Annotated in this window: 23 protein-coding genes, 1 tRNA gene and 2 pseudogenes; 10 read left to right on the plus strand and 16 right to left on the minus strand. The window is 62.8% G+C overall.

Going from position 1 to position 26546, the window contains the following annotated elements:
* Window positions 1-454: 454 nt before the first annotated feature.
* Both IAE36_RS23645 and IAE36_RS08660 read left to right on the plus strand, forming a co-directional pair.
* A pseudogene (locus IAE36_RS23645) lies at window positions 455-670 on the plus strand (type II toxin-antitoxin system RelE/ParE family toxin); the annotation flags it as partial.
* Window positions 667-1017 (plus strand): addiction module antidote protein, encoded by a 351-nt coding sequence (locus IAE36_RS08660; protein WP_201211860.1) that lies wholly within the window; start codon window positions 667-669, stop codon window positions 1015-1017. The pseudogene IAE36_RS23645 and the gene IAE36_RS08660, both read left to right, overlap by 4 nt.
* Before the next feature lie 139 nt (window positions 1018-1156).
* On the opposite strand, the gene IAE36_RS08665 is transcribed toward IAE36_RS08660, so the two are convergent.
* The 5 genes from IAE36_RS08665 to dapA form a co-directional block, all read right to left on the minus strand.
* A tRNA-Ser gene (locus tag IAE36_RS08665) sits at window positions 1157-1246 on the minus strand.
* A 92-nt stretch (window positions 1247-1338) separates the two neighbouring features.
* Complete coding sequence (gene purC / locus IAE36_RS08670) at window positions 1339-2049, minus strand: phosphoribosylaminoimidazolesuccinocarboxamide synthase (protein WP_201211862.1); 711 nt, start codon at window positions 2047-2049, stop codon at window positions 1339-1341.
* Window positions 2050-2079: 30 nt separating this feature from the next.
* Window positions 2080-2838, minus strand: a complete 759-nt coding sequence (locus tag IAE36_RS08675; RefSeq protein WP_201211864.1) for an MBL fold metallo-hydrolase — start codon at window positions 2836-2838, stop codon at window positions 2080-2082.
* Complete coding sequence (bamC, locus tag IAE36_RS08680) at window positions 2839-3960, minus strand: outer membrane protein assembly factor BamC (RefSeq protein WP_028634641.1); 1122 nt, start codon at window positions 3958-3960, stop codon at window positions 2839-2841.
* Window positions 3961-3975: 15 nt separating this feature from the next.
* Window positions 3976-4863: a 4-hydroxy-tetrahydrodipicolinate synthase gene (dapA, locus tag IAE36_RS08685; protein WP_201211866.1), complete on the minus strand. Its 888-nt coding sequence runs from the start codon at window positions 4861-4863 to the stop codon at window positions 3976-3978.
* Window positions 4864-5122: 259 nt separating this feature from the next.
* Between dapA and IAE36_RS08690 the strand changes: the two genes are divergently transcribed.
* Together IAE36_RS08690 and IAE36_RS08695 are read left to right on the plus strand one after the other, a co-directional pair.
* A complete protein-coding gene (locus tag IAE36_RS08690) occupies window positions 5123-5683 on the plus strand; it encodes a glycine cleavage system protein R (protein ID WP_009682012.1) in 561 nt (186 codons plus the stop codon).
* A gap of 9 nt (window positions 5684-5692) precedes the next feature.
* On the plus strand, window positions 5693-6166 hold the full coding sequence (locus IAE36_RS08695; RefSeq protein ID WP_201211868.1) for a peroxiredoxin: 474 nt from the start codon (window positions 5693-5695) through the stop codon (window positions 6164-6166).
* A 34-nt stretch (window positions 6167-6200) separates the two neighbouring features.
* Here the strand turns inward: IAE36_RS08695 and IAE36_RS08700 are convergent, their stop codons facing one another.
* Both IAE36_RS08700 and IAE36_RS08705 read right to left on the minus strand, forming a co-directional pair.
* The gene (locus tag IAE36_RS08700; protein WP_028634638.1) at window positions 6201-7271 is read right to left on the minus strand and encodes an AI-2E family transporter; all 1071 of its coding nucleotides are present in this window, start codon (window positions 7269-7271) and stop codon (window positions 6201-6203) included.
* A gap of 19 nt (window positions 7272-7290) precedes the next feature.
* Entirely contained in the window at window positions 7291-7530 is a 240-nt protein-coding gene (locus IAE36_RS08705; protein ID WP_028634637.1) for a sulfurtransferase TusA family protein, read from the minus strand.
* Window positions 7531-7650: 120 nt separating this feature from the next.
* On the opposite strand from IAE36_RS08705, the gene IAE36_RS08710 reads away from it, so the two are divergent.
* Window positions 7651-9087, plus strand: coding sequence for a M48 family metalloprotease (locus IAE36_RS08710; protein ID WP_201211869.1), 1437 nt, complete (start codon window positions 7651-7653; stop codon window positions 9085-9087).
* 152 nt (window positions 9088-9239) lie between these two features.
* Here IAE36_RS08710 and nadA read toward each other — a convergent pair whose 3' ends face one another.
* Complete coding sequence (nadA, locus tag IAE36_RS08715) at window positions 9240-10298, minus strand: quinolinate synthase NadA (RefSeq protein WP_028634635.1); 1059 nt, start codon at window positions 10296-10298, stop codon at window positions 9240-9242.
* A 239-nt stretch (window positions 10299-10537) separates the two neighbouring features.
* The gene (locus IAE36_RS08720; protein ID WP_201211871.1) at window positions 10538-12046 is read right to left on the minus strand and encodes a YdgA family protein; all 1509 of its coding nucleotides are present in this window, start codon (window positions 12044-12046) and stop codon (window positions 10538-10540) included.
* 439 nt (window positions 12047-12485) lie between these two features.
* Here IAE36_RS08720 and IAE36_RS08725 point away from each other — a divergent pair, with 439 nt between their 5' ends.
* The 4 genes and pseudogenes from IAE36_RS08725 (at window position 12486) to IAE36_RS08735 (ending at window position 17048) form a co-directional block, all read left to right on the plus strand.
* On the plus strand, window positions 12486-13838 hold the full coding sequence (locus tag IAE36_RS08725; protein ID WP_060482069.1) for an APC family permease: 1353 nt from the start codon (window positions 12486-12488) through the stop codon (window positions 13836-13838).
* Window positions 13839-14122: 284 nt separating this feature from the next.
* Window positions 14123-15112 (plus strand): annotated as a pseudogene (locus IAE36_RS24025) (PDC sensor domain-containing protein); the annotation flags it as partial.
* A 102-nt stretch (window positions 15113-15214) separates the two neighbouring features.
* A complete protein-coding gene (locus IAE36_RS24030) occupies window positions 15215-15970 on the plus strand; it encodes a methyl-accepting chemotaxis protein (protein WP_442967445.1) in 756 nt (251 codons plus the stop codon).
* A gap of 118 nt (window positions 15971-16088) precedes the next feature.
* Window positions 16089-17048 carry a cation diffusion facilitator family transporter gene (locus IAE36_RS08735; RefSeq protein ID WP_201211879.1) on the plus strand — a complete coding sequence of 320 codons (960 nt, stop codon included), beginning with the start codon at window positions 16089-16091 and terminating at the stop codon, window positions 17046-17048.
* Window positions 17049-17056: 8 nt separating this feature from the next.
* Here the strand turns inward: IAE36_RS08735 and IAE36_RS08740 are convergent, their stop codons facing one another.
* The 4 genes from IAE36_RS08740 to pobA all read right to left on the minus strand — a co-directional run bounded on the left by IAE36_RS08740 (window position 17057) and on the right by pobA (window position 21560).
* Complete coding sequence (locus IAE36_RS08740) at window positions 17057-17842, minus strand: EAL domain-containing protein (RefSeq protein WP_201211881.1); 786 nt, start codon at window positions 17840-17842, stop codon at window positions 17057-17059.
* Window positions 17843-18043: 201 nt separating this feature from the next.
* The gene (locus tag IAE36_RS08745; protein WP_201211883.1) at window positions 18044-18817 is read right to left on the minus strand and encodes a coniferyl-alcohol dehydrogenase; all 774 of its coding nucleotides are present in this window, start codon (window positions 18815-18817) and stop codon (window positions 18044-18046) included.
* Window positions 18818-18835: 18 nt separating this feature from the next.
* Window positions 18836-20311 (minus strand): aldehyde dehydrogenase family protein, encoded by a 1476-nt coding sequence (locus tag IAE36_RS08750; RefSeq protein ID WP_201211886.1) that lies wholly within the window; start codon window positions 20309-20311, stop codon window positions 18836-18838.
* A gap of 64 nt (window positions 20312-20375) precedes the next feature.
* Window positions 20376-21560, minus strand: a complete 1185-nt coding sequence (gene pobA / locus IAE36_RS08755; protein WP_201211888.1) for a 4-hydroxybenzoate 3-monooxygenase — start codon at window positions 21558-21560, stop codon at window positions 20376-20378.
* A 133-nt stretch (window positions 21561-21693) separates the two neighbouring features.
* Between pobA and IAE36_RS08760 the strand changes: the two genes are divergently transcribed.
* Complete coding sequence (locus IAE36_RS08760; protein WP_033728130.1) at window positions 21694-22563, plus strand: helix-turn-helix domain-containing protein; 870 nt, start codon at window positions 21694-21696, stop codon at window positions 22561-22563.
* Here IAE36_RS08760 and IAE36_RS08765 read toward each other — a convergent pair.
* The 3 genes from IAE36_RS08765 to mdlC all read right to left on the minus strand — a co-directional run bounded on the left by IAE36_RS08765 (window position 22560) and on the right by mdlC (window position 26542).
* Entirely contained in the window at window positions 22560-23468 is a 909-nt protein-coding gene (locus IAE36_RS08765; protein WP_201211890.1) for a ketopantoate reductase family protein, read from the minus strand. The genes IAE36_RS08760 and IAE36_RS08765 overlap by 4 nt on opposite strands.
* An 87-nt stretch (window positions 23469-23555) precedes the next feature.
* Window positions 23556-24890, minus strand: coding sequence for an MFS transporter (locus IAE36_RS08770; protein ID WP_201211891.1), 1335 nt, complete (start codon window positions 24888-24890; stop codon window positions 23556-23558).
* Window positions 24891-24952: 62 nt separating this feature from the next.
* Complete coding sequence (gene mdlC / locus IAE36_RS08775; RefSeq protein ID WP_201211893.1) at window positions 24953-26542, minus strand: benzoylformate decarboxylase; 1590 nt, start codon at window positions 26540-26542, stop codon at window positions 24953-24955.
* Window positions 26543-26546: the final 4 nt, after the last annotated feature.

Consider the following 26546-nt stretch of genomic DNA (forward strand, 5'->3'; position numbering starts at 1 on the left):
CTGGCTGTGTCGTGACTCGGTGCTATCACCCCAAAGCAGAGCTTGATGACTTGATCGACCTAGCCTTCTTCGTCCAGAACTTATTTGGCCAGGTCATAGGCCGAACCTACCTTATTCGGATCCGCATGGGAACAACTGCGTATCCAACCAGATCTTGAGGTAGCCGATCTATTTCAGTGCTGTTGAAATGGTTCCGCGGATGCCGTGGCCAGTCAGATGATACTCGTAATCCATTGGCTTCAAGCTGCGTTGAAGGTGTTGCCGCTGATGCTTTTTTTGAGTTCGCTCGATCGTCTTCCACAAAATCTGAATGCTAGCGTAACCCACTTTGTGGGAGCGACTTCAGCCGCGAACACCGGCAAAGCCGGTGCCCTACACCGCGCTGCCTGCTTCGCGGGTAAACCCGCTCCCACAGGAGGTGTGGTTTACTCATTAAATCGTTGTCCTACTCGATAGCGCAGCGCAGACTGGCAGCTTTGGCGATATCGAGGCCGTGGGCGATGGGGTCAGTGAGATGAGAGTTTTTGTCGGCCCCGGGTGCCGGATCTATTTTGTGCGTACGGGCTAGAACCGCTATTTGATGCTCAACGGTAGCGACAAGACGGATCAGCACAGAGCCATCACGCAAGCTAAAGAAATTCTTTGTATGGTACGAGAAAAAAAACGATGAGCGCTATTCTCAGCCCCGAAGACATGCCCATCCTTGATCTCGATTTGAGTGATACCAAACCCTTCGAAGCTTCCAGATTTCTCGACAGCCCTGAAACCATTGCGGCTTTTTTTGCCGAGGCAATGAAGGCTAACGATGCTCAGACCTTGATGCATGCATTGCGTGAAGTCGCGAAAGCCAAAGGCGTGAATCAGTTTGCACAGGAGGCGGGGGTGAACCGTGAATCGCTTTATAAAAAGCTCAAGGGTGCGGATAAGACCAGATTCTCCACAGTGCAGAAGCTGCTGCTGGCCCGAGGAGTCGAGCTAAAAGTCAGGCCGCTCGAAAAGCTCTCAGCCTCATCGTAGGCCCATTGCTGCCTATGAAGGAAGGCTATGAAAACCTTTGCACTAAGCGATACAAGGGTCTAAACGACAAATGCCCGATGGTTTAACTCGGAAAAAGAAAAACCCCTGAAACTTATCAAGTTACAGGGGTTTTCAGATATGGCGGAGAGATAGGGATTTGAACCCTAGGTACTGTTGCCAGTACAACGGATTTCGAATCCGTCCCGTTCGACCACTCCGGCATCTCTCCAATGCCGCGCATCATACCAGCGAATTTTGAAAACGCAAACCTTTATTTTCTAAAAAACCACGTGGTATCAGGCGCTTGCGTGAACATGCGCGTTACAGCGGCACGCCCAGGCGCTTGGCCACTTCTTCATACGCTTCGATCACATCGCCCAGGCCCTGACGGAAGCGGTCCTTGTCCATCTTCTTGCGGGTTTCCTTGTCCCACAGGCGGCAGCCATCGGGGCTGAACTCGTCGCCCAGCACGATCTGACCGTGGAATACGCCGAATTCCAGTTTGAAGTCGACCAGCAGCAGGCCGGCGTCATCGAACAGCTTGCTCAGCACTTCGTTGACCTTGAGCGACAGCTTTTTCATTTCGACCAGCTGCTCGGCGGTGCCCCAGCCGAAAGCGACAACGTGGGATTCGTTGATGAAGGGGTCGCCCTTCTCGTCGTTTTTCAGGAACAGCTCGAAGGTGGACGGCTCCAGCTTGATGCCCTCCTCCACGCCCAGGCGCTTGACCAGGCTGCCGGCAGCATAGTTACGCACTACGCATTCCACAGGGATCATGTCCAGCCTCTTCACCAGGCACTCGTTGTCGCCCAGCAGCTTGTCGAACTGGGTCGGCACGCCGGCTTCTTCCAGTTTCTGCATGATGAAGGCGTTGAACTTGTTGTTCACCATGCCTTTGCGGTCGAGCTGCTCGATGCGCTTGCCGTCGAACGCCGACGTGTCGTTGCGGAACAGCAGGATCAAGCGGTCGGCGTCGTCGGTCTTGTAAACCGATTTGGCCTTGCCGCGGTAGAGTTCGTCGCGTTTTTCCATGATTGGGCTCCGCTTGCTTGAGGTGTTGGGCTAGGCGATTTCGCGCCAGTCGAGCCCGTGTTCCTGGTTTGCCACCTGGAGCCAGCCAGGGTCGCACCCAAGGGTGTCGACAAAGCACTGGCGGGCCAGGTGTGGCAGGTTGTTCTTGCTGCTGAGGTGGGCCAGCACCAGGTGCTGCAGGTTGCTCCAGCCCAACTCCTGCACCAGGCTCGCGGCCTGATGATTGTTCAAATGCCCTTGCATGCCCCCTACCCGCTGCTTGAGAAAGTACGGGTAGTGGCCGCGCGCCAACATGTCACGGCAGTGGTTGGCCTCGATCAGCAACGCATCCAGGCCATGGTAACGCTCCAGCAACCGCGCATCGTACGAGCCAAGGTCGGTCAGCATGCCAAACCGGCGCTTGCCATCGCTGGCCACGTACTGCAACGGCTCATGGGCATCATGCTCGACCCGCGCGGCGGTAACCTCGAGGCTACCGATTTGCAGGCTTTGCCCACACGCGAGAAAACCGGCCACCTCCACCGGCTTGCGCAGACCGCGCAAGGTGCCCTGGCTGAGGTAGACCGGTATATTGTAGCGCCGTGACAGCAGGCCCACCCCATGCACGTGGTCGGCATGCTCGTGGGTAACCAGCACCGCACTGAGCTGTGCTGCCGAAACCCCGAGCAGCGCCAGGCGCCGCTCGGTTTCACGCAGGGAAAACCCGCAGTCGACCAGGATGAAGGTGTCACCACTGGCGATCAGCGTGCCGTTCCCTTGGCTGCCGCTTCCGAGTACCGCGAAGCGCACTTAGCCCAGGTGGTCCTGAATGGCGCTCAGCACGCGGCGGGCGACATCGGCCGGGGCCACGGTGTTGATGTTTTTCTCGACAGTAACCTGCACGCTCTCACCCACCTTGCTCAGGCGGACCTGGTAGCGCTCGGCACGGGCTTCGCGCTCTTCCTTGGTGGGCTCGCTGCCGAACATGCGGCCAAAGAAGCCAGGCTGGTTCTGCTTGTCTTCAGGCTTTTCGGACAGGTTGATGTAGTACAGGCCCAGGCTGCGGTTGATGTCTTCGACACGCCACTCGCCGCCTTGCTCAAGGGCACGGCCCACGCTGGACCAGGCACGGTCCAGGTCGGCACCCAGGAACAGTACCGGGTTGCCGCTGCCGTCTTCGCTGAGGCTGACGCGGCTTGGCACATCGAAGTCGCGCTCTGCCAGCAGCGACACCGAACCGCCTTTCTCGGCGCTGCGGTTCATGCTGGCCAGCAGTTCGTCGACCAGCAGCGCATCGGCGCCGGTGTTGGTCGAGGTGGACGGGAAGTCGGGCTCGGCGCTGCTGCCGGCCGGGCGCTCGACGCTGACCACGTACACCTCGGAGGTGTTGCGCTGCACGCCTGGCTCGATACGCACCCGCACGCGCACGTCGCTGTTGGCGCTGCTGGCAGTGCTGGCCAGGCGCTGGCCCATGGACGCCGACAGCTCGTCGAAGCGCTGCCAGGTGGTGTTGAATTCGCCGGTTTGCGGGCGCTCTTCAGCGATACGGAAGCCGTTGTCCTCGAAGAACTGACGGGCCACCGGCCACACTTCGGCTGGCGCATGCTGGGCCAGCACCCAACGGCTGGTGCCGCTGCGCTGCAGGCTGTAGTCAGTGGCCTGGCCGGCACCGCCGGTCAAGGGTTGCGGGCGCGGCACCACGAACTCGCCGGCGACGCTGTCGTCGGCAACGTTGCGTGGAATCGGCAGCAGGGGGTCGAGGCGCTTGACGCCGCTCACGTCCGAAGGCAGCTGCATGGGCGCAGTGGGGTGCGCCTGCAGGTAATCGCTGCCGCGGTCGCGGAAATAGCCATCTTCGCCCCACAGCCAGCCACACCCACTGGTGCTGGAGATGATCAGGGCAAGGGCGGAAAGACCAGCCAGTCGCTTCATGCGGGGTACTTCCTCTTAAACCAGTACGCCGGACTGGCGCAGGGCAGTACGGACTTTGTCGTGGCAGCCTTCGCTCAGCCAGGTCAGTGGCAGGCGAATGCCTTTTTTCATCAGGCCCTTTTCAACCAGCGCCCATTTGACCGGGATCGGGTTGGACTCGCAGAACAGGTCTTTGTGCAGGGGCATGAGCGTGTCGTTGATTGCGCGGGCCTTCTCGGCATTGCCCGCAAGGGCGGCCTCGCACAGGTCGGCCATTTCGCGCGGGGCGACGTTGGCCGTGACGGAAATATTACCCTTGCCGCCCATCAGGATCAGCTCGACGGCAGTCGGGTCGTCACCGGACAGCACGATGAAGTCGCTGTCGACACCTTCCAGGATGGCCTTGGCACGGGCCATGTCGCCGGTCGCTTCCTTGATGCCGATGATGTTCTTGACCTTCGACAGGCGGATGACGGTGTCAGCCTGCATGTCGCAGGAAGTGCGGCCAGGTACGTTATACAGGATCTGCGGGATGTCGACGGCTTCGGCAACGTGCTTGAAGTGCTGGTACAGGCCTTCTTGCGTCGGCTTGTTGTAGTACGGCACCACCAGCAGGCAGGCATCGGCACCGGCATTCTTGGCGTTCTGGGTCAGGTGCACCGCTTCGGCAGTGGAGTTGGCACCGGTGCCGGCGATGACCGGTACGTGGTGGTTGCTGCGCTTGACGCGCTCGACCACGTGCTTGATGACCAGAATGTGCTCTTCGACATCGAGCGTGGCGGACTCGCCGGTGGTACCGACGGCGACGATGGCGTGGGTGCCGTTTTCCAGGTGGAAGTCTACAAGCTTGTCGAGGCTTTCCCAGTCAAGACGCCCTTGTGCATCCATGGGAGTGACCAATGCCACCATACTGCCCGCAATCATGTAACTGCTCCTGCCGGAAAAAGAGAGCGGTAATGGTACTGGGGGCATCGGCCTTGTACAAGCGAAGCAGGCGGGCGGAGCATTCCCCTCAGCGGCTTATTTCGCTACCCTTGATGCTTTGATCGGTGCAGCGCGGCCCGTCGGGCCGTCGACCTTGCTCCCCGCCAGCGTTCATGGCCTCGCATGCGAGCCCCGAGCCCTGCCGGCAGGAGGCTTTCGCCCGTCCTGCGCCGACCGCTCATCGCTTTAGGAATGCTGCATGTCCACCCCCACTGTCCGCGAACAATTCCTCGTCATCAGCGCCTTGGGGCCCAACCCCATGGAGCTGGCCAACGTGCTCAGCCGCGCCGCCTTCGAAAACCGCTGCGCGGTGGTCACCTCGCGCCTGAGCCGCCACGGCGAGACCAGCGCCCTGGTCTTGCAGGTAGGCGGCAGCTGGGACGCCCTGGCGCGCCTCGAAGCCATGCTGCCCAGCCTTGGCAAGAAGCACGGCCTGACCCTGGACGTGGTGCGCAGCGCCGACCAGGAAGTGCGCCCGCAGGCGCTGCCGTACGTGGCCTACGTGAGCGCCGCTTACCGCCCGGACATCATCAACGAGCTGTGCCAGTTTTTCCTCGACCACCGCGTCGAACTCGAAGCCATGACGTGCGACACCTACCTGGCGCCGCAAACTGGCAGCAGCATGCTCAATGCCCAGTTCACCGTGATCCTGCCAGCTGGCACCCAAATCAGTTGGTTGCGTGACCAGTTCCTGGACTTTGCCGATGCGCTGAACCTGGATGCACTGATCGAACCCTGGCGCCCCCAGAACCCTATGTAAGGAGCCCCCATGGCCGTAGCACTCGACCAACCCGTTGCCGACTTCCAGGCCCAGGCCACCAGCGGCCACACCGTGAGCCTGGCCGGGCTCAAGGGCCAGCAGGTGGTGGTGTACTTCTACCCGAAGGACAGCACCCCGGGCTGCACCACTGAAGGCCAGGGGTTCCGCGACCAGCACCCGGCGTTCGCCGCCGCCAACACCGTGGTGTTCGGCGTGTCGCGCGATGGCATCAAGTCGCACGAGAACTTCAAGGCCAAGCAGGGCTTTCCGTTCGAGCTGATCAGCGACAAGGACGAGGCCCTGTGCCAGCTGTTCGACGTGATCAAGCTGAAGAAGCTGTATGGCAAGGAATACCTGGGCGTGGACCGCAGCACCTTCCTGATCGACAAAAACGGCGTGCTGCGCCAGGAATGGCGCGGGGTGAAGGTGCCAGGGCACGTGGATGCCGTATTGGCCGCAGCCCAGGCGCTGAACGAGGGTTGAAAGTGATTGGGCTGCCTGGCAGCCCTGATCCTTCTCAGAGCAACGGCGAAACGCTGGGCTCCTGCCGGGGCCAGGCGTCCAGCACGGCCTTGATCAGGGTCGCCAGCGGGATGGCGAAGAAAATCCCCCAGAACCCCCACAACCCGCCAAACAGCAACACCGCGCAAATGATCGCTACCGGGTGCAGGCTTACCGCTTCGGAGAACAGCAGCGGCACAAGCACGTTGCCGTCCAGCGCCTGAATGATGGCGTATACGGTCATCAGGTAAATGAACTGGTCGCCCCAGCCCCACTGGAACAGCGCGATCAGCGTCACCGGCACAGTCACCACCACCGCCCCCACGTAGGGCACCACCACCGACAGCCCCACCAACAGCGCCAGCAGCGCCGCATAGTTCAGGCCCAGGCTGATGAAGGCGATGTAGGTGGCAATGCCGCAGATCAGAATCTCGATGCCCTTGCCCCGGATGTAGTTGGCAATCTGCCGGTTCATCTCGCTGCCCACCCGGTTCAACAGGGTGCGCTGGCGCGGCAGGTAGCCACTGACCCAGCGGCCGATCAGTTCGCGGTCCTTGAGGAAGAAGAACACCAGAATGGGCACCAGCACCAGGTAAATCATGGCGTTGACCAGCAGCGGCAGGCTGGACAGGGAGAAGGTGAGCGCCCATTGGCCAAACTTGCCGATTTCGCCACGCACCGACTCGATGGCGTGCAGTACCTGCTCGTCCGATACCAAGTGCGGGTAGCGCTCTGGCAAAAGCAGCAACAACGACTGCCATTTGCCCAGCATGCCGGGCAGCTCGTTGAACAGGGTAATCAGCTGGTGCCACAGCAGGGGTACCAGCACCAGCATGACCACCGCCAACGCCCCCATGAACAGGGCGAACACCAGCATCACCGCCAGCCGGGTGGGCACACGCAGGCGCTCCAGGGCATTGACCAGGCCTTGCATCAGAAACGCCAGCACCATACCCGCCAGCACCGGCGCCAGCATGCCACCCAGTGTGAGCACTGCCGTGAAGGCCAGAAACAGCAACACCGCCAGCACCACCGCCTCTTCATCCGAGAAGTAGCGCTGTACCCAGTCGCGAAGCACTTTGAACATTGACGATCCTTGGGAAGACTCAGGCCTTGCGTAGCCAGTAGGTATAAGTACCGGCCTCGGCCGTTTCGTGCAGCAGGGTATGACCGGCCAACCGGGCGAAAGTGCGGAAGTCGCGCTGGGAGCCTGCATCGGTGGCGATCACCTTGAGTACCGCGCCGCCAGGCAGGCGGTTGAGTTCCATCTTGGCCTTGAGCAGCGGCAACGGGCAGTTCAACCCGCTGGCGTCCAGCTCGGCATCACAGGTCAGGGGGGTACTCATGCAGGGTTCTCCTAGGGCAACGCCGGGCTGCTGGCTGATCGGCCGGTAAGGATAGCGCCACTGGTCGCCAACGTGTGAGCCCGCTACAGTAGCTATCTTTGACCAACGCGAGCCTCGTGCATGAATTTACTGCGCCCTACCCTGCTGACGCTGGCGTGCCTGCTGGCCCTCCCTGGCCACGCGGACGACCTGCCCTCGCTGGGTGATGCCAGTTCGGCGATCGTCTCGCCGCAGCAGGAGCACCAGCTGGGCCGCGCCTGGCTCAGCCTGCTGCGCGGGCAGGTCAACCAGTTGAACGACCCGCAGCTCAAGGACTACGTGGAGACCAGCGTGTACCGCCTGGCTGAAACCAGCCAACTGCAGGACCGGCGCCTGGAGTTCATCCTCATCGACAGCCGCGAGCTGAACGCCTTCGCAGCCCCAGGTGGCATTGTCGGTGTCAACGGTGGGCTGTTCCTCAATGCGCAAACCGAGGGCGAGTATGCCTCGGTGCTGGCGCACGAGCTGGCGCACTTGTCGCAACGCCACTTCGCCCGGGGCGTGGAAGCCCAGCAACGCATGCAGCTGCCAATGATGGCCGCGCTGCTGGCCGGTATCGTGCTGGCGGCCGGCGGTGCCGGGGATGCGGGTATCGGTATGATCGCCGGCACCCAGGCGGCAGCCATTCAGGAGCAGCGTCGGTTTTCGCGGCAGAACGAGCAGGAAGCCGACCGCATCGGTATCCAGAACCTGGAAAAGGCCGGCTACGACCCGCGCAACATGCCGACCATGTTCGAACGACTGGCGCGGCAGTATCGCTACGATGCCAAGCCGCCGGAGTTCTTGCTCACTCACCCAGTGACCGAATCGCGTATCGCCGACACCCGCAACCGTGCCGAACAGGCGCCCAAAGGCGGTGTGGAAGACAGCCTGCGTTACCAGTTGATCCGCGCCAGGGTAGCGCTGACCTACGAGGGCACGCCGGGCCTGGCAGCCAAGCGTTTCCGCGCCCAGCTCGATGATGACCCGAAACTGGATGCCGCCCGCTATGGCCTTGCCCTGGCGCAGACCAAGGGTGGCCAGCTGAACGAAGCGCGGGAGCTGCTGAAGCCCTTGCTGGCCAAGGCCCCCAACGACATCACCTACAACCTGGCGCAGATTGACCTGGACATCACCAACAACCGCCTGAGCGATGCGCAACAGCGGGCCGAGCGCATGCAGGGCTTGTACCCGGGCAACTACCCACTCAAGCAGGTACGGGCCGATTTGCTGGTGAAGCAGAACAAACCTGTCGAAGCCGAGAAGGTGCTCGACGACCTGATCAAAAGCCGCCCGGACGACCCGGATATCTGGTACGACATGGCCGAGGTACGCGGCTTGTCGGGCAACACCATCGGCTTGCACCGCGCGCGCGCCGAGTACTTCACACTGGTGGGGGATTTCGACCAGGCGATCCAACAGCTTGATTACGCCAAGCGCCGCGCGGGCGGGAATTTCCCGCTGGCATCGCAGATCGACCAGCGTCAGCGGGAGATCATGGAGCAGCAGCGCATGGTAAGGGAGATGATGGGCCGCTAAGGGCCCCTTCGCGGGTGAACCCGCTCCCACAGGGCTTGCACCTGCATGGCCCCCACAGGTATCGCACCGCCTAATGGCACTGCACACCCTTTGGGGACCCATACCAGCTGTGGGAGCGGGTTTACCCGCGAAGAAGACGACGCGCTCTGGCGTCAAGCATTGCCGGAGAGTTTCAGGCGCGCTGCCTGGGTGAAGTCCAGCATGCGGTTCAGAGGTTTGATCGCCTTGGGCACCAGGGCCGGGTCAACGAAGATTTCCCCGGTCTTGTTGCGCAGGCAATCAAGCACGCGCTCCAAGGTGTTCATGGCCATCCACGGGCAGTGGGCACAGCTGCGGCACGCCGCGCCGTTGCCGGCGGTGGGCGCTTCCACGAACACTTTGTCCGGGCACAACTGCTGCATCTTGTAGAAGATGCCACGGTCGGTGGCCACGATGAAGGTCTTGTTGGGCAGGGTTTGAGCCGCCTTGATCAACTGACTGGTGGAGCCCACTGCATCGGCCAGTTCGATCACCGACTCCGGTGACTCGGGGTGTACCAGAATCGCCGCGTCCGGGTACAGCGCTTTCATGTCTGCCAGCTGACGTGACTTGAACTCTTCGTGCACGATGCAGGCGCCATCCCACAGCAACATGTCGGCACCGGTCTGCTTCTGGATATAGCGGCCCAAATGCTGGTCCGGGCCCCAGATGATGGTTTCGCCGTTGTCCATCAGGCTTTCGACGATTTCCAGGGCGCAGCTGGACGTCACCACCCAGTCGGCCCGAGCCTTCACGGCGGCCGACGTGTTGGCGTACACCACCACGGTGCGTTCGGGGTGCTTGTCGCAGAAGGCCGAGAATTCCTCCACCGGGCAGCCCAGGTCGAGCGAGCAGGTCGCCTCGAGGGTGGGCATCAGCACGCGCTTTTCCGGGGTGAGGATCTTGGCCGTCTCGCCCATAAAGCGCACACCGGCCACGATCACGGTCTGGGCCGGGTGGTTCTTGCCAAAACGGGCCATTTCGAGCGAATCGGACACGCAGCCGCCGGTTTCTTCGGCCAGCGCCTGAATAACCGGGTCACAGTAGTAATGGGCCACCAGCACAGCGTTCTGCGCCTTCAGCTCGGCAGCAATGGCCGCACGGTAATCGGCCTCCTGCTCGGCGGTGAGCGGGTGAGGCTGCTTGGCGTCGAGGTGGGCCTGAACCAACAGGCGTTCGGAAATCTGGGTCATGATCGCTGGACCTGCAGGCGCCTGCGCGCGTCAAATCGAGTGTATCACCCGGCCCTGGCAGATCGGCTAGGGGTGCCGGACGGCGCGCAGGCCGCCACGGCCCTCTGCGGGCGCGGATTATTATGGAGGCCGAAGGCTACAGCCAAACCCGAGATTTCCAAAGCGGTTTTTGCGGGGTGGTTATGGCAGTGCCGGCAGCCAGCATGGCCAGCTGCGAGCCCTGCAGTGAAGGCCGATACTCAGCGTTCTGGCATGGGCATGCCCAGTTGGGTGGTGACCAGCATGGCGAACTCTTCGACGGTCATTTTCTTGCCGTTGAAATCGACCTTGCCATCGGCATAGTGCAAGGCGCTGACCACGTCATTGCCCTGCACGGTAGCCAGGCCGCTCTGCAGCGCCATCATGCCGGCCATTTCACCCGCCTGGCTCGACTGCATGGCAATGGCCTGCGCGTCGGTCTGCCCGTCCAGCAGTGCCTGCAGGGTGGCAAGGTCGCCCAGCATTGGTTTGGACAGGGAGAGCTTGCCCTTGACCTGGGTGATGATCTGCCTGGCCAGCTGGTCCGATGGCTGGTCGAATGTGGCAGGGGCAGCAAAGTCCATTGCCAGGTTGAAGTGGCTCTCGCCGTTGGCCGTCTTGAAGGTCAGGTCTTCGATGGCCACTTTGGGCTTGGCCGCCAGCAGCTGGGTCAAGTCAGCCTGAAACTTGGCTTTCTCGGCTGCATCCATGTTGATTTGCGGCGCCGGCTGGCCTGCAGCGGAAGCTGCCTCGAACTCCGGCAGATGCGCCTTGTACCAGAGGGACAGAGCCTGCAGCGCGGGCGCGTTGATCGAGTTCAGACTAACGACCAGCTGCCCCTTGCCGACCGCACGCCCATCCCAGGTAATGTCATCGACCTTGTACTCGACACGAGCGCCGACATTGTCGCCCTTTTCAAGGGTTTGCAGGGCGTTCTGCTCCAGCCCCTTCATCACCAGCACTTGCTGCCGTGGCCCCAACGTGACCTTGGCTTCGGCCAAGTACAGGTCGGCATTACCCGTGTAGATATTGTCATGCGCGGTGGCCGCGAGCTTGCCGCCGAGTTTCAGGCCCTGCAGCTCGAAGGTGGCAGGCGGCTGGTCGTCACGCACCAGTTTCATGACCAGCCGATCGGCCTGGCCGTGGAACCGAGAGTCTTTACCCTCCTGGTCACCGCTGACCTCCAGGTCCATGCCCGAGAAGTCCAGGCTGTTGCCATTGGCCTCGTCGACCTTGGCCGGCGCCAGGCGCACCTGGCTGGTCACGCCACCGCCGTAGGCCAGGCTGGTCTGGGCGCTTAATGGCACCTGTTCGCCGGCGGCGGCGTACCAGGCAGCAGTAGCGTCGTCCTTGTCCAGGGTACTGTTGCTCAACGCCATCACCGGCATCAGCTTCAATGCCTTCACCCTGGACCACGGGAACGGGCCGTGCTCGATCTGGTCTGTGACACCCAGGTCGAAGTTCGCCACCTCGCCCTCACCCACATTGATATCCCGTGCCTTGAGACGGTACTGGGCGGTGCTGCTGAACCAGTGCTGTTCGAGCGAAACGCGCTCGATGGTCATGGTGCCACCGGTGGTCACCAGGGCCTTCTGCAGCTGCGCATTGCTGCGGGCCAGGGCGACATCAAGCTCGGCCGGCAACTGCTTGCCGGTGTACCAGGCGCCACCGATGGCTACGACGGCAATGGCGACTGCCAAGCCGGAGAGAATGCCTACTGATTTCTTCATGAATAGAACCGATTGATGTCCATAAGGGTTGTGCAGGCGGCATCAAGGCCGCGTCGAATGCGAAGAGTAGCATTGCGCGGCATCGTTGTTGGCCCCGAACCAACGGAAAACGCCGGAGAAGCCACTCGCACCACTACCCTTGATTGTCCGTTAATTTTTACGGACACCCATATTGGGTACGACCTGCAAAAACCCCATTAAATTGAGGTTTCTTCGTAATATATCCCGATATAAATCCCAATTACGACACATCCCGTCACGTTTAACTTGACACCCAGTCACCCTTCGTTTTTTATTTTCACCACTCAGCGCGCCGCAACCGCGCCCCTCGCCGCTCCAACATAAAAGGTGAACAACATGGAGCCCATCCGCTCGCCCTTGCCGCATGCGCAATCGACCGTGCCCGCCGCCCAGGCCCTGCTGCAGGAGCCTCGCCAGCATGCAGCCTGAACACAGCGCCCCTGGCCACGGCCAGCTCCGCAAGACCCTGCGCCTCTGGCATGTGATCATCATCGGCCTGGCCTACCTCACCCCCATGACGGTGTTCGACACCTTTGGCATTGTGTCAGGCATCACAGCCGGCCATGTGCCCAGTGCGTACATCCTGGCCCTGGCCGGCATCCTGTTCACCGCCGTGAGCTACGGCACCCTGGTAAAGCGCTTTCCGCAGTCCGGGTCGGCCTATACCTACACCCAGCGCGCCATCAACCCCCACGTAGGCTTTCTGGTGGGCTGGTCGTCATTGCTGGATTACCTGCTGCTGCCGATGGTCAATGCACTGCTGGCCAAGCTCTACCTGTCGGCCATGTTCCCCGAGGTACCCCAATGGCTATGGGTGGCCGGCTTTGTCACCCTCATCAGCCTGATCAACATGCGCAGCGTCAACCTGGTGGCACACTTCAACCTGCTGTTCGTGGGTGTGCAGGTGGCGATCATCGCCGTGTTCATTTACCTGTGCGTACGCGGCCTTGGCCAGGGTGAAGGCCTGGGCACCGCCTGGAGCCTGCTGCCGTTCGCCGACCAGCAAACCCAACTGAGCGCCCTGGCCGCTGGCGCGACCATCCTGTGCTTCTCGTTTCTGGGTTTCGACGCCGTCACCTGCCTGTCGGAAGAAACCCGCGACCCCGCCAAGACCATCCCCCGGGCAATCTTCCTCACTGCGCTGATCGGCGGCCTGGTGTTCATTACCGTGTCGTACTTCATTCAGGCCTACTTCCCGACCATGGCACGCTTCCATGACCAAGAAGCTGCCCTGCCGGAAATTGCCCTGTATGTGGGGGGCAAGCTGTTCCAGTCGGTCTTTATCGCGTGCACGGTCATCAACACCATCGCTTCGGGCCTGGCCTCGCAAACCAGCGTGTCACGCCTGCTTTACGTGATGGGCCGCGACAAGGTAATCCCGCCCAGCGTATTTGCACGCCTGCACTCGCGCTACAAAACCCCGGTGCTGAACATCGCGGTGGTGGGGCTGATTTCGCTGTCGGCGATCTTCTTCGACCTGGTCACCGCCACGTCCATCATCAACTTCGGGGCGCTGGTTGCGTTCAGCTTCGTCAACCTGTCGGTGATCAACCATTGCTACCTGCGCGAGGGCAACCGTCGCGGCCTGGCCAACCAGCTCAAGTACCTGGTGCTGCCCACCACGGGCTTTTGCATCATCGTCTCGCTGTGGCTCGACCTGAACGTGCATTCGCTGCTGTTCGGCGGGCTGTGGGCAACACTGGGGCTGCTGTATCTGGCTTGGCTCACCAAAGCGTTCCGCGCAGCGCCCCCCAACTACGTGGCCGAATGACCCTTGCCGCACCCTAACGCCCGCGCCTGATCGCGGGCGTTGCCCCATGACTCACGAGGTTTCCCATGCTGCTGCGCCGCCTGTCCATCCAGTGGAAGATCACCCTGCTTGCCGGGCTGTGCCTGCTGGCCATCGTTGCCGTGCTGGTGGCCACATCCCTGGCCCAGGCGCGGCGCAGCGCGGCGTTGGTCAACCAGACCAGCACCGAACTGCTCGACAACAGCGCACGGGAAAACCTGCAGGCCCATGCCGACACCCAGGCACTGCGCATTCAGCGCTACTTCATGGACACCTACCAGTACGCCAATGGCTTTGCCCGCCTGGTGAGCGCCCTGAAGACCCGCGGGGGCAGCGACTTGCGTGACGCACTCACCCAGCAGGCGCGCACTGCGCTGGCCGGCAACCCGCAGGTGATCGGCCTGTACCTGGTATTCCAGCCAGAGGCCCTGGACCAACAGGACACCCAACACCGCGGCGATGCTGCATCTGGCAGCAATGAGGCAGGGCGCTTCTCGCTGTACTGGTCGCAACCGCAGCCCGGCATGCTGGAGCGGGAAGCCATGCCCGAGTCGATGCTGGGCGACACCAGCATCGGCACCAATGGCGTGGCAAAAAACCGCTGGCTGACCTGCCCGCAGCAGACAGCCAAGGCCTGCATGCTTGAGCCGTACCTCGATGAGGTCAACGGCAGGCAGGTGCTGATGACCAGCATCGCCCTGCCATTGCTTGAAGGGGGCAAGGTGGTCGGCGTCGTAGGCGTGGACATCGGCCTGGCAACCTTGCAGCAACTGAGCGTGAGCGGGCGCAGCGAGTTGTTCGACGGCCAGGGCCAGGTGAGCATTGCCAGCGCCGCCGGCTTGCTGGCCGGCAACAGCCGCGACGAACACGCGCTTGGCCAGCCAATTGCCCAAGCGGCAGCCGACGGCGTGATGCGTGTGACGCAGCCCTTTGCGCCCATTCCAGGCAGCGCGCCGTGGCAAGTCACGCTGGAGGTGCCGCAAGCGGTGTTGCAGGCGCCGGCCGTAGCCCTGAACCAGCGCCTGGGGGCCCACAGCCAGCAGGCCAACCTCACCAGCCTGACGATCGGGCTGGTTGCTGCACTGATCGGCCTGCTGCTGGTGTGGCTGACTGCGCGCGGTGTTACCCGCCCCATCCTGGCCGTAGCCGCCAGGCTGGAGGACATCGCCAGTGGTGAAGGCGACCTGACGCGGCGCCTGGAGTACGCCCGCGAGGACGAACTGGGCCTGCTCACCGGCGCGTTCAACCGCTTCCTAGACAAGCTGCAACCGGTCATTGCCCAAGTCAAAGGCTCCCTGCAGCAGGCCCGCGCCACCGCTGACCAGTCGGCAGCCATTGCCACCCAGACCAGCAATGGCATGCAGCAACAGCACCGGGAAATCGAGCAGGTCGCCACGGCAGCCAACGAAATGAGCGCCACCGCGATGGACGTGGCCCACAACGCGTCGCAGGCGGCCGAGGCGGCGCGGGCTGCAGACCAGGCGAGCCGTGATGGGTTGCAGTTGATCGACAGCACCCGCCAGGGCATCGACCGCCTGGCCGACGGCATGAACGCCGCCATGGCCGAAGCGCATGAACTGGAAAACCGCGGTGCGCAGATCGGCTCGGTGCTGGAGGTTATTCGCACGATCGCCGAGCAGACCAACCTGCTGGCCCTCAACGCTGCCATTGAAGCGGCCCGCGCGGGCGAGGCCGGCCGTGGGTTTGCGGTGGTAGCCGATGAAGTGCGCGGGCTGGCCCAGCGCACTCAGGTGTCGGTCGATGAAATTCGCCAGGTGATCGAAGGCTTGCAGCAAGGCACCCATGACGTCGTGGGGGCCATGCAGGGCGGCCAGCAGCAGGCACAGGAAAGCGCTGCGCGCATGGAGCGAGCGTTACCGGCCCTGCAGCGTATTGGTGAGGCGGTGGCAGTGATCAGCGACATGAACCTGCAGATCGCGTCGGCGGCAGAAGAGCAGAGCGCGGTGGCCGAAGAGGTGAACCGCAACGTGGCCAGCATCCGCGATGTGACCGAGTCGCTGGCCGGCCAGGCCGATGAGTCAGCCCGCATCAGCCAGTCGCTGAACCAGCTTGCCAACCAGCAACAGGCGCTGATGGAACAGTTCCGCGTCTAACCTGTGGGCCAATGTACCTGCTTCGCGGGTGAACCCGCTCCCACAGGCATGGCGGCGCCCTCGCAAAGGGGGCCTTGCAAGCAACGCAGCACCGACGTTTTTACTGAGCACACTGATTATGCAAAACCCAAGCAGATCCACTTTCTTCGACATCACCAGCGAACAGGGCCTGTTACGGACCTCCATCGCTGTGACCCTGTTCATCGCCACCATCGGCATCGCCTTCGGCCTGGCGTCCGGGTCGTTCTCCATCGTGTTCGATGGTGTGTATTCGCTGGTCGACGCCAGCATGAGTGGGCTGTCACTGATGGTGGTCAGGCTGATCACCTCGCATGCCACCAGCCTGCAGATGTCACGTAAGCTGCGCGAGCGCTTCACCATGGGCTTCTGGCACCTGGAACCCATGGTGTTGGCGCTCAACGGCATCCTGCTCAGCGGCGTGGCCATCTACGCGCTGATCAATGCCATCAGCAGCCTGCTGCAAGGCGGCCGCCACCTGGAGTTTGGCATTGCCATGGTGTACGCGGTGCTCACGGTGATCGCCTGCGTGACCATTGCCGTGGTGGAAGCCCGCGCCAACCGCCAGTTGCGCTCGGACTTCGTGGCCATGGATGTGAAAGGCTGGGTGATGTCGGCCAGTATCACGGCCGCCTTGCTCATCGCATTCTGCTTTGGCTATGCGGTGCAGGGTACGTCGCTGGAGTGGGTATCGCCTTACATCGACCCGGCAGTTCTGGCGCTGGTGTGCCTGGTGATCGTACCCCTGCCCATGTCGGTCATCCGTCAGGCATTTTCAGAGATCTTCCTGGTCACGCCCGGGGACCTCAAGCTGCATGTGGACGCAGTTGCCCAAGCCTTCGTTACCCGTCACGGGCTGCAGTCGTACCGTGCCTACGTCGCCAAGGTGGGCCGCTCCCGGGAAATCGAGCTGTACTTCATCGTGCCCGCTGGCATGGCGGCGAAAACCATCGAGGAATGGGACGCCTGGCGCAACGAAGTGGGCGAGGCGCTAGGCGGCGAAGGCCCGAACCGCTGGCTGACGGTGGTGTTTACCGGCGACCCGGAGTGGGCTGAGTAAGCCGCTGTTCAGCTGCGCAGGCGTTCGACCAGCGGCAAGCTGTCGATGGCAGGCCGGGCAAAGTAGTAACCCTGCATCAGTTCGATGCCAAGCGAGGCCAGCGCCTCACATTCAGCCTGGGTTTCGACGCCCTCCGCTATCAAGGTAATACCCAGCCGCTGTGCCACTAACACGATGCCGGCGATGATGGCCTGGCGAACCGGGTCGCGGCACAGGTTGCGGGTGAGGGCCATGTCCAGTTTCAACAGGTCGGGCTGGAACTCTGCCAGCAGGTTCAGCCCCGAGTAGCCTGAGCCAAAATCGTCGATGGCGGTGGTGAAGCCTTGCCGGCCGTATTCGCGAAAAATCGACTTCAGGTGCTCGGTATCTTCTACCCGCTCACCCTCGGTCACCTCGAAGATCAGCCGCTCGGCCGGGAAGTCGAACTGCCGTGAGGCCTCCAGCGTTGCCCTGATACAGGTACTGGGGCGGTAAACCGCATTGGGCAAAAAGTTGATGCTGAGCTTGCACGCCTCCACACGGTTGAGCCCCAGCTCGGCGGCCTTTTCGATGGCTTTGACACGGCAGGCCTGGTCGAAACGGTAGAGGTTGTCAGGTGTGACCTTGGCCAGGATTTCTGCCGCGCCCTCCCCTGCCAACCCCCTTACCAGTGCCTCGTAGGCGTAAGGCTTGCCAGTGGGCTGGTGGACGATGGGCTGGAACGCCATGGTGATGCCAAAACCCAGGTCGGCCAGTTCTCGGCATTGTTTACAACCGATCGCTTCGAAGGGCTGGGGGAATATGAGCGCGGGCATGTGGCCTCCTACAGCATCTTGAGCGGTACGTGTGCAGATGTGAGTCTGGTATGCGTTTGGACCGCGGCAATTGGCAGACGTGCAGGAGTAGGGGCAGAAAGTAGCAGATGGCCATATCTGGACGTTGGCAGGGGGCTGCATGGCAGCCCATCGCGAGCCTTGCTCGCGCCTACTAAGTTGGGGAGACGCCGCTTATTGCACTCAGAGGCCGTTGCTGCTGGCCAGAATATGCGAATGCATCCCCCCGTCTACCGCCACATTGGTGCCGCGCATCCAGCGCGAACCGTCGCTGAGCAGAAAGGCCACCACCGGGGCAATGTCGCTGGCACGGCCAGGCCGGTCCATGGTCTTCATGTCTTCTTCGGCGCGGGCGCCCAGGGTTTCGATGAAGTCCTTGAGAATCGGCGTGTCCACCGGGCCCGGGCTTACCGCATTCATGCGGATACCACGTTCGCGCCAGGTCCAGCGGTGCCGCAGGGTCCAGGCAATCAGTGCTTCCTTGGAGAAGAAGTAGCTACGCGCTCCCACGATGTCATGGCGGGTGCAGAAGGCCGCGGTACCGGAAAAGCTCAGGTGCTCGCTGTCGCGGATGGCTGCGACCGACTGCGGCCAGCCAACACCGGCCAGCGATGCCAGGTTGACGATGGCGGCATTGTCGGCCAGTTGCGGTACCAGGCCGAGGGTCAGGTACTTCAGGCCCACCAGGTTGACCTTGAGCACCAGCTCGGCATTGAGCGTGGGTGGCAACCCCGCGATGTTGGCAAGGCCATCGATGCCGTCCGGCAGTTGGCCGAGCAGGCTGTCGATGGAGGCCTGTGACGACAGGTCGGCCTGGATGAACTGGTCGACCTCGACCTTGGGCCGGTTGATGTCCACGCCAATGACGTAGGCGCCCTGGGCGCGTGCCAGTTGCGCAGTTTGTTCGCCGATGCCGGAGGCGACCCCGGTAATGACCAGCTTTTTACCGTTGAGCATGAGCATTCTCCGTCAGCATCAGAAGGGGTAGCGGCGCGGGCTGCCTTGCACGCTGACCCAGTGATCGGTGGTGAATTCCTCGATGGCCCAGTCGCCGTTGAAGCGCCCGAGGCCTGAGTTTTTTTCACCGCCGAACGGCGCATGAGCCTCGTCATTGACCGGGATGTCGTTGACGTGGGTCATGCCTGCCTTGACCTGGCGGGCGAAACGCACGGCACGCTCAAGGTCACCGCTGAACACAGCGCTGGACAGGCCGAACTCGCTGTCGTTGGCCAACGCCAGGGCGTGAGCTTCGTCACGGGCACGCTGAATGCCCACCAGCGGGCCAAAGATCTCTTCGCGGGCGATTTCCATGTCCTTGGTAACGTCGGCAAATACGTGGGGCGGCAGTAACTGGCCCTGTACGTCACCTTCCACCACCACGCGGGCACCCTCCTCCTTGGCACGCGCCACCTTCTCCAGCAGGCCTTGCAGCTGCTTGGCGTTGATGATGGGCCCGACCACCGTATCGGCGTCATGCGGGTTGCCCACTTTCAGCGCCTTGACGCGCTCGGCATAACGCTCGACGAAGGCATCGTGCAGGGCGTCTTCGACGATGATGCGGTTGATCGCCATACAAATCTGCCCCTGGTGCAGAAACTTGCCCATCACTGCTGCATTCACCGCCTGCTCCAGGTCGGCATCGGCCAGCACCACGAACGGGCTGTTGCCACCCAGCTCAAGGGCCACGTGCTTGAGGTGCTGGCCACCGGAGGCCAGGCGGCCGATGTTCAGGCCCACCGGGGTGGAGCCCGTGAACGAGATGAACTTGGGCACCTCATGTTCGACGAAGGCGTTACCGATCTTGGACCCGGCGCCTACCACCACACTGAGCAGTCCCGCGGGCAGGCCGGCAGCCTCGTAGAGGCTGGCCAGCAGCAACCCACCGGTCACCGGCGTATCGCTGGCCGGTTTGATCACCACTGCGTTGCCCAGCGCCAGGGCGGGTGCCACGGAACGTTGCGACAAGTGCAGCGGGAAGTTCCACGGGCTGATCACGCCCACCACGCCCAGCGCCTCGCGGTACACGCGGTTTTCCTTGCCCGGCACGTTGGAGGGCAGCAGGCGGCCGTGCACGCGCGCCGGGAACGACGCCGACTCCAGGGTGATACCCCGGGCTGCGCCCCACTCGATCTGCGCCTTGATGCGGGTACTGCCAGACTCGCGGATGATCCAGTCGATGATCGCTTCGCGGTGCTCATCGAACAGTTGCACCGCTCGGTGCATCACGGCAGCACGTTCGGCCGGGCCGGTGGCGGCCCATTTCACCTGCGCTTCAGCGGCCTTGCGGTAGGCCTCGTCAAGGTCATCGCGGTCCGCCTGGACGATCTGTGCCAGTTGGCTGCCATCGAACGGGTTGGTCACGTGCAGCAGACTGCCATCGCGGCCGTCGCGCCATTGGCCGGCAATGAACTGCTGGGAGAAGACAGGGAATTGCGTGGCAAGGTGAGTCATGAGTTACCTCTTATAAGAATTGCGCTCATCGTCTGATAAGTCGTCGATCGCACCGCCAGGGGTGTCACTCCACCGGCTCGTAAGGCAAGCCGACGTAGTTCTCGGCGATGGACTTGCGCCCAGCCTCAGAGCCTACGTAGTAGTCCAGTTCAGTTTGTTGCATGCGCTGGCTGAAGGCGTCGGTGCCGGGGAACTGGTGCAGCATCGAGGTCATCCACCAAGAGAAACGCTCAGCCTTCCAGACCCGGCGCAGGCAGATCTGCGAGTAGCGTTCAAGCAGGTCCTGGCGCCCTTCGCGGTAGTACTTGAGCAAGATGTGGTACAGCGTGCTGACGTCGCTGGCAGCCAGGTTCAGCCCTTTGGCACCGGTGGGCGGCACGATGTGCGCGGCATCGCCCACCAGGAACAGGTGCCCGTATTGCATAGGTTCGACCACGAAGCTGCGCAGCGGCGCGATGCTCTTTTCGATGGACGGGCCCGTGATCAGCTTGTCGGCGACCGACTTGGGCAAGCGGCTTTTCAGCTCGTCCCAGAAGCGCTGGTCGGACCAGTCCTCGACTTTTTCTTCGCTGGCGACCTGCACGTAGTAGCGGGTGCGGGTTGGCGAACGCATGCTGCACAAGGCAAAGCCGCGCTCGTGGCTGGCGTAGATCAGTTCGTCATTCACCGGAGGCGTATCGGCCAGTACGCCCAGCCAGCCGAACGGGTACACCCGCTCGAATTCCTTGAGCACACCGTCAGGGATCGATTTGCGCGAAACGCCGTGGTAACCGTCACAGCCAGCGATCAGGTCACACTCGATACGGACCGGCTGGCCATCCTGAACAAAGGTGACATAGGGTTTCTGGCCCTTGAGTTCGTGCAACTGCACGTCGGCCGCATCGTAGTAGGTGGGAGCACCGCTGGCACTGCGCGCTTCCATCAGGTCGCGGGTGACCTCGGTCTGGCCGTAGATCATGACGGTCTTGCCGCCCGTCAACTCGCGCAGGTTGATGTGTTCGACGCGGTTGTCGAACGCCAGTTCGAAGCCGTCGTGCACCAGCCCTTCGCGGTCCATGCGTTCGCCGACACCGGCTTCACGCAGCAGGTCGACCATGCCCTGCTCCAGCACGCCGGCACGGATGCGGCCAAGCACGTAGTCGGGGCTTTGGCGCTCGATGATGATGTTGTCGATACCCGCCTTGTGCAGCAGCTGGCCCAGCAGCAGCCCGGACGGACCGGCACCAATAATGGCAATTTGAGTCTTCATTGTTTTTATCCTCATGAGCCGACAGGCTCTGGGTTACGATTTGTCGTTCTGTATTTTTCGCAGATAAAGCTCCCAGAAGAAGGCAATTTCTGCTTTATTTGTTGGACTTTTCGAGGATTACCGAGGATTGCGTATGTTGGCTGCCAAGGGTGTTCCCGTATTCAAGCTGTATGGCGAGACGTCCTGGCCAACCCCGGACCTGATCCACTGCGAATCCATCCCCGAACGCAGCCGCCTGCACGACTGGGAAATCAAGACCCACCGCCATGGCGACCTTGCCCAGTTGCTGTATGTACAGGCCGGGCAGGCCCACGTGCTGGTCGAAGGCGTTGAGCAGCAGATCAGCGGCGGCGCCTTGCAGGTGGTACCGGTGATGAGCATTCATGGTTTTCGCTTTTCCGAAGATATACAGGGCTATGTGATCAGCCTGGCCAAACCGGTGTTGGAGCGCTTCACGCCGTTGCTCGAAGGCAAACCCATGGCTCAGGCCGAGTGCTACTGGGCAGGTGACGACCGCCGCTACCTCGATGACCTGTTTGGCCAACTGACCGAGGAATACCTCCAGCAGCGCCCGGAGCGCGACCTGATGCTGCAGTCCGTGATCTGCGCGCTGCTGGTGTGGCTGTCGCGCCGCTCACGCGAACGCGTGCAGCACATCGCCAAACCCAGGGAGCGCGGCCAGCAGCACCTGGACCACCTGACGCAGTTGATCGAGCGGCACTTTCGCGAGCACCAGCAGATCGAGCACTACGCCCGGCAGATCGGCGTCAGCGTCGCTCACCTCAACGCCCTGTGCCGGCAACTGACCGGGCAATCGGCGTTACAGCAGGTGAACCAGCGGGTGGTACTGGAGGCCAAGCGCAACCTGGTGTACACCTCCATGACCATCGGCCAGGTCGCCGACAGCCTGGGCTTTGCCGAGCAGGCGTATTTCTCGCGCTTCTTCAAGCGTGCCACCGGGCTGACGCCCAAGGCGTTCCGCCTGCAACGGCGCGAGGCCTAGCCTTCGCTGGCTTTGACCAGGTTGTACAGCGCCTGCAGTACCGGCGTGGCTACGCTCACCCGCTTGCCGTGAGCTACCACGGCGCCATTGATGAAATCGATCTCGGTTTTGCGCCCGGCTTCCAGGTCTTGCAGCATCGACGGCTTGTGCTGTTGGTGATTGCGCACCGCGTAGTCCACCGACGCGCGCACCCTCTGGCCATCGACAGCGATACCGGCAGCCTTGGCGACCGCCACCGTTTCATCCAGGATATCGCCAAGCACCTGTCGGCCCTGCTCGGTGCTGCCCACCGCGCCGACAGTCTGGCGAGTGACGGCGCACACCGAGTTGAGCGCCGCGTTGAACGCCACCTTTTCCCATATGGCCACCTGCACCTGCGGGTCGGCTTCACAGGGCAACCCGGCCCGGCTGAACACGGCCGCCACCTCATGCACGCGCTGCGCGTCCTTGCCACTACCAGCCCAGAGGTTGATGTGCCCTTCCCCATGACTGTGCACCACACCTGGCGCCACCAGGTCTGCCGGCAGATTGGTCATGCCCACGATCACCCGTTCGGCAGGTACCACGCCGGCAATGATCTCGGCATTGCCTAACCCGTTCTGCACCGACAAGGCCCAGGTGTCGGGGCCTACCAGGTGGCGCACCGAGTCGATGGCTGCGGCGGTGTGAAAGCCTTTGGTGAAGATCACCAGCAAGTCGAAATGCCCTGACAACTGCGCAGCACGGCTGATCGGGATCTGCACGGTGGTTTGCACATCCGGCGTTTCCAGCCGCAGCCCCTGGCGAGAAATGACCTCGATGGCGTGGTCGGAGGCTTCGACGAGTGACACAGCCTGCCCTGCCAACGCCAGGCGCGCACCGAACAACCCGCCCATTGCCCCTGCACCCACAATCGCAATTTTCATCGCTGCTCCTTCGGATAGATGAATCGACACAGGAAAAAACCCAAGGGGAACTCACGTTGTTGAAACGGCACAATTTACCGGGTCAGGTCAGGAACGCGCCTGCAGCGCCCGGCCCGGTGCAGCCGGCACGGCAGCGCGGCGCTTGCGAATCATCGCAATGGCGAAGATCGCCACCGCCCCAGGCACGGCGCACAGGATGAAGTTGAGCTGCAATGGCAGGTTCATGCTCATCATCACCCCGCCCAGGGTCGGCCCGGCAACGCCGCCGAAGCGGCCGATTGCCGAGCACCAGCTGACCCCGGTGGCGCGAATCTCGCTGGGGTACTGCTGGGCGGCGAAGGCGTGCATGACCGCCAGGGTGCCGATGGTGGTAGCGCCGGCAATCAGCAACATGATGTTCAGCAGCACCGGGCCGGGCTTGACCCCCAGGCTGCACAGCGACACCACGGCAAGCAGGAAGAACAGTATCAATGTTGGCTTGCAGCCCCAGCGGTCAGCCAACCAGCCACCGCCCAGCGCACCGATGGTGGCGCCGATGTTGAGGGTGACCAGGAACATCAGGCTCGAGCCCAGCTCGAAGCCCCCGGCGACCATTATTTTCGGCAGCCAGGTGTTGAGGCCGTAGACCATCAGCATGCACATGCCAAAGCCCAGCCACAGGAACACAGTGCCAACACCCCGGCCTTCGGCGAACAAGCGCGAGAGCGGCGCGGCAGCCGATGTTCTGACCGGCGCTTCGAAACTGACCTGGCTGCTGTTCACCTGTGGGTCAATGCGGGTGAGCAAACGGCTTGCGCCAGCCGGGTCCTTCTCCAGCAGGTAGTGCAGCGACTCGGGCAATTGCCGCGCCAGCCAAGGCAGGCACAGCAGTGGCAGCCCACCGATGATGAAGGTTGCTTCCCAGCCGTAGCGCGGGATGATCAGCATGGCCACCAGCGCAGAGATCATCGCGCCGATCGAATAGAAGCTGAGCATGATGGTAGTGAGCGAACTGCGCCGGGCGGTGGGCGCCAAGTCGTTCATCAGGGCAACGATGTTGGGAATCGCGCCGCCCAGGCCTACGCCGGTGACGAAGCGGGCCAGGGCAAAACTCGGCGCGTCCCAGGTGAACGCCGTCATCAGCGCGCACAGGCTGGCAAGGCCCATGGAGCAGATGATCACCTTGCGCCGGCCAAGCCGGTCCGCCAGCGGGCCGACCACCACAGCACCGAACATCATGCCGAACAGCGCCGCGCTGCCCATCCAGCCGGCGATGACGGGCGTTAGCGCCCACGCCTCCATCAGCCGTGGTACCACCGAGCCGTAGATGACCAGGTCGTAGCCGTCGAACAGCATGATGAAAGAGCACCAGAACAGCAGTGTGTAATGAAGTTTGCCGAGGGGCGCGGCCCCTGCGACGTCCAGCGCACGTTTTTGGGTCATGGCGATGTCTTCTTGTTGTTATGTAAGTGGGTGCAGGGGGCTTCGATGGCCCCCGCTGCCGATCAGTGAGGTTCGATGGTGACGGTCGGTACCTCGATGAGGGTCGGTTCGTTGGCATCCAGCGCTGCGCGCAAAGCGGCTTCGAAACTGGCGCGGGTGTCGGTGTGCACCGCCTTCACGCCATAGCCCTTGGCAATTGCGCAGAAATCCAGGCCAGGCACGTCCAGGCCAGGCGCGTCTTCGGCCTTGAGCACCCCGGCGAACCAGCGCAAGGCACCGTAGGTGCCGTTCTTGAGGATGATGAACACCACCGGCACGCGGTACTGGGCAGCGGTCCACAGGGCGGTGATGCCGTAGTTGGCAGAGCCATCACCGATCAGTGCGACTACCCGGCGCTGCGGTTGCGCCAACTGCACGCCCACCGCCGCGGGCAGGCCGAAGCCCAGGCCGCCGGCGGCAGGGAAGTAATAACTGCCCGGGTGCCGCAGGTTCATGCGCTGCCAGAAGGCGCTGGTGGTCGAGGTGGATTCCTTGACGTAGATGGCGTCGTGCGGGGCTACGGCATCCAGCACATCGAAGAGGGTTTCGGGGCGCAGGTGGCGAGGCTCGTCAGCCACCGGGGGCGGCACGGGCAGTGCCTCAGGGTAGCTGCGCGACTGCTGCGCCACGCCGCCCGCCAGCGCCTGCAGGGTGACGGCAATGTCACCAATCAATGCATCACCCATCGGCGCACGGGCGGCTTCCTGCGGGTCGGAGGTGATGTGCAGCAGCCGAGCACCGGCAGGCAGATAGTCACCCGGGGCAAATTGGTGATAGCGGAACACCGGGGCGCCAACCACCACGATCAGGTCGTGGCCGTCGAGGGTCTTGCTGATGCCGGCGATGGCCGCCGGCAGTACGCCCCGAAAACTGGGGTGGCGGGTGGGGAACGGGCAGCGCGAGGCCGACGGCGCTATCCACACCGGCAGGTGCAGCTTGTCGGCCAGGGCAACTGCCGCCGCGTTGCTCTGCGTGGCATCTACCTCCGGCCCCAGCACCAGCACTGGGTTACGGGCCTGGTTCAGCTGCCCGATCAACGCTTGCAACTGCGCAGCATCGGGCGTGCTGGCAACCTGCACCTGGCGCTCGAACAGGTGCTCCACACCCGGTGCGCAAGGTGCATCCCAATCGTCGTACGGGATGGACAGGTACACCGGCGCTTTCGGTGTGGTGTTGGCGTAGTGGATGGCCTGGCTCAGCGCGCGGGGCACGTCCTGGGCGTTGGCGGGCTCGTAGCTCCACTTGACCAGCGGCTTGGGCAATTGCACCGCGTCGACGTTGGCCAGCATGGCTTCCACCCCGATCATTGGCCGCACTTGCTGGCCAGCGGTGATCACCAGCGGGCTGTGCGAATACCAGGAGTTGGTCAGCGCGCCCATGCCATTGCCGGTACCCGCGGCAGCATGCAGGTTGACGAAGGCCGGCTTGCCGCTGGCCAGTGCATAGCCGTCGGCCATGCCCACCACCGCGCCTTCGTGCAGGCCCAGCACATACTGGAAGTCCTCGGGGAACGACTTGAGGAATGGCAGTTCGTTCGAGCCTGGGTTGCCGAAGAGGGTAGTCATGCCATGGCGCCGAAGCAGCGTGTAGGCGGCGGAGTGAATGGTTTGCATGAGG

It is taken from the genome of Pseudomonas sp. S36, assembly GCF_016647875.1.
Lineage (GTDB): Bacteria > Pseudomonadota > Gammaproteobacteria > Pseudomonadales > Pseudomonadaceae > Aquipseudomonas > Aquipseudomonas parafulva.

Coding starts and splice junctions, on each gene's coding strand:
- IAE36_RS08660 (WP_201211860.1), top strand. CDS start 667: ATGAGCGCTATTCTCAGCCCCGAAGACATGCCCATCCTTGATCTCGAT.
- purC (WP_201211862.1), bottom strand. CDS start 2,049: ATGGAAAAACGCGACGAACTCTACCGCGGCAAGGCCAAATCGGTTTAC.
- bamC (WP_028634641.1), bottom strand. CDS start 3,960: ATGAAGCGACTGGCTGGTCTTTCCGCCCTTGCCCTGATCATCTCCAGC.
- dapA (WP_201211866.1), bottom strand. CDS start 4,863: ATGATTGCGGGCAGTATGGTGGCATTGGTCACTCCCATGGATGCACAA.
- IAE36_RS08690 (WP_009682012.1), top strand. CDS start 5,123: ATGTCCACCCCCACTGTCCGCGAACAATTCCTCGTCATCAGCGCCTTG.
- IAE36_RS08695 (WP_201211868.1), top strand. CDS start 5,693: ATGGCCGTAGCACTCGACCAACCCGTTGCCGACTTCCAGGCCCAGGCC.
- IAE36_RS08700 (WP_028634638.1), bottom strand. CDS start 7,271: ATGTTCAAAGTGCTTCGCGACTGGGTACAGCGCTACTTCTCGGATGAA.
- IAE36_RS08705 (WP_028634637.1), bottom strand. CDS start 7,530: ATGAGTACCCCCCTGACCTGTGATGCCGAGCTGGACGCCAGCGGGTTG.
- IAE36_RS08710 (WP_201211869.1), top strand. CDS start 7,651: ATGAATTTACTGCGCCCTACCCTGCTGACGCTGGCGTGCCTGCTGGCC.
- nadA (WP_028634635.1), bottom strand. CDS start 10,298: ATGACCCAGATTTCCGAACGCCTGTTGGTTCAGGCCCACCTCGACGCC.
- IAE36_RS08720 (WP_201211871.1), bottom strand. CDS start 12,046: ATGAAGAAATCAGTAGGCATTCTCTCCGGCTTGGCAGTCGCCATTGCC.
- IAE36_RS08725 (WP_060482069.1), top strand. CDS start 12,486: ATGCAGCCTGAACACAGCGCCCCTGGCCACGGCCAGCTCCGCAAGACC.
- IAE36_RS24030 (WP_442967445.1), top strand. CDS start 15,215: ATGCAGCAACAGCACCGGGAAATCGAGCAGGTCGCCACGGCAGCCAAC.
- IAE36_RS08735 (WP_201211879.1), top strand. CDS start 16,089: ATGCAAAACCCAAGCAGATCCACTTTCTTCGACATCACCAGCGAACAG.
- IAE36_RS08740 (WP_201211881.1), bottom strand. CDS start 17,842: ATGCCCGCGCTCATATTCCCCCAGCCCTTCGAAGCGATCGGTTGTAAA.
- IAE36_RS08745 (WP_201211883.1), bottom strand. CDS start 18,817: ATGCTCAACGGTAAAAAGCTGGTCATTACCGGGGTCGCCTCCGGCATC.
- IAE36_RS08750 (WP_201211886.1), bottom strand. CDS start 20,311: ATGACTCACCTTGCCACGCAATTCCCTGTCTTCTCCCAGCAGTTCATT.
- pobA (WP_201211888.1), bottom strand. CDS start 21,560: ATGAAGACTCAAATTGCCATTATTGGTGCCGGTCCGTCCGGGCTGCTG.
- IAE36_RS08760 (WP_033728130.1), top strand. CDS start 21,694: ATGTTGGCTGCCAAGGGTGTTCCCGTATTCAAGCTGTATGGCGAGACG.
- IAE36_RS08765 (WP_201211890.1), bottom strand. CDS start 23,468: ATGAAAATTGCGATTGTGGGTGCAGGGGCAATGGGCGGGTTGTTCGGT.
- IAE36_RS08770 (WP_201211891.1), bottom strand. CDS start 24,890: ATGACCCAAAAACGTGCGCTGGACGTCGCAGGGGCCGCGCCCCTCGGC.
- mdlC (WP_201211893.1), bottom strand. CDS start 26,542: ATGCAAACCATTCACTCCGCCGCCTACACGCTGCTTCGGCGCCATGGC.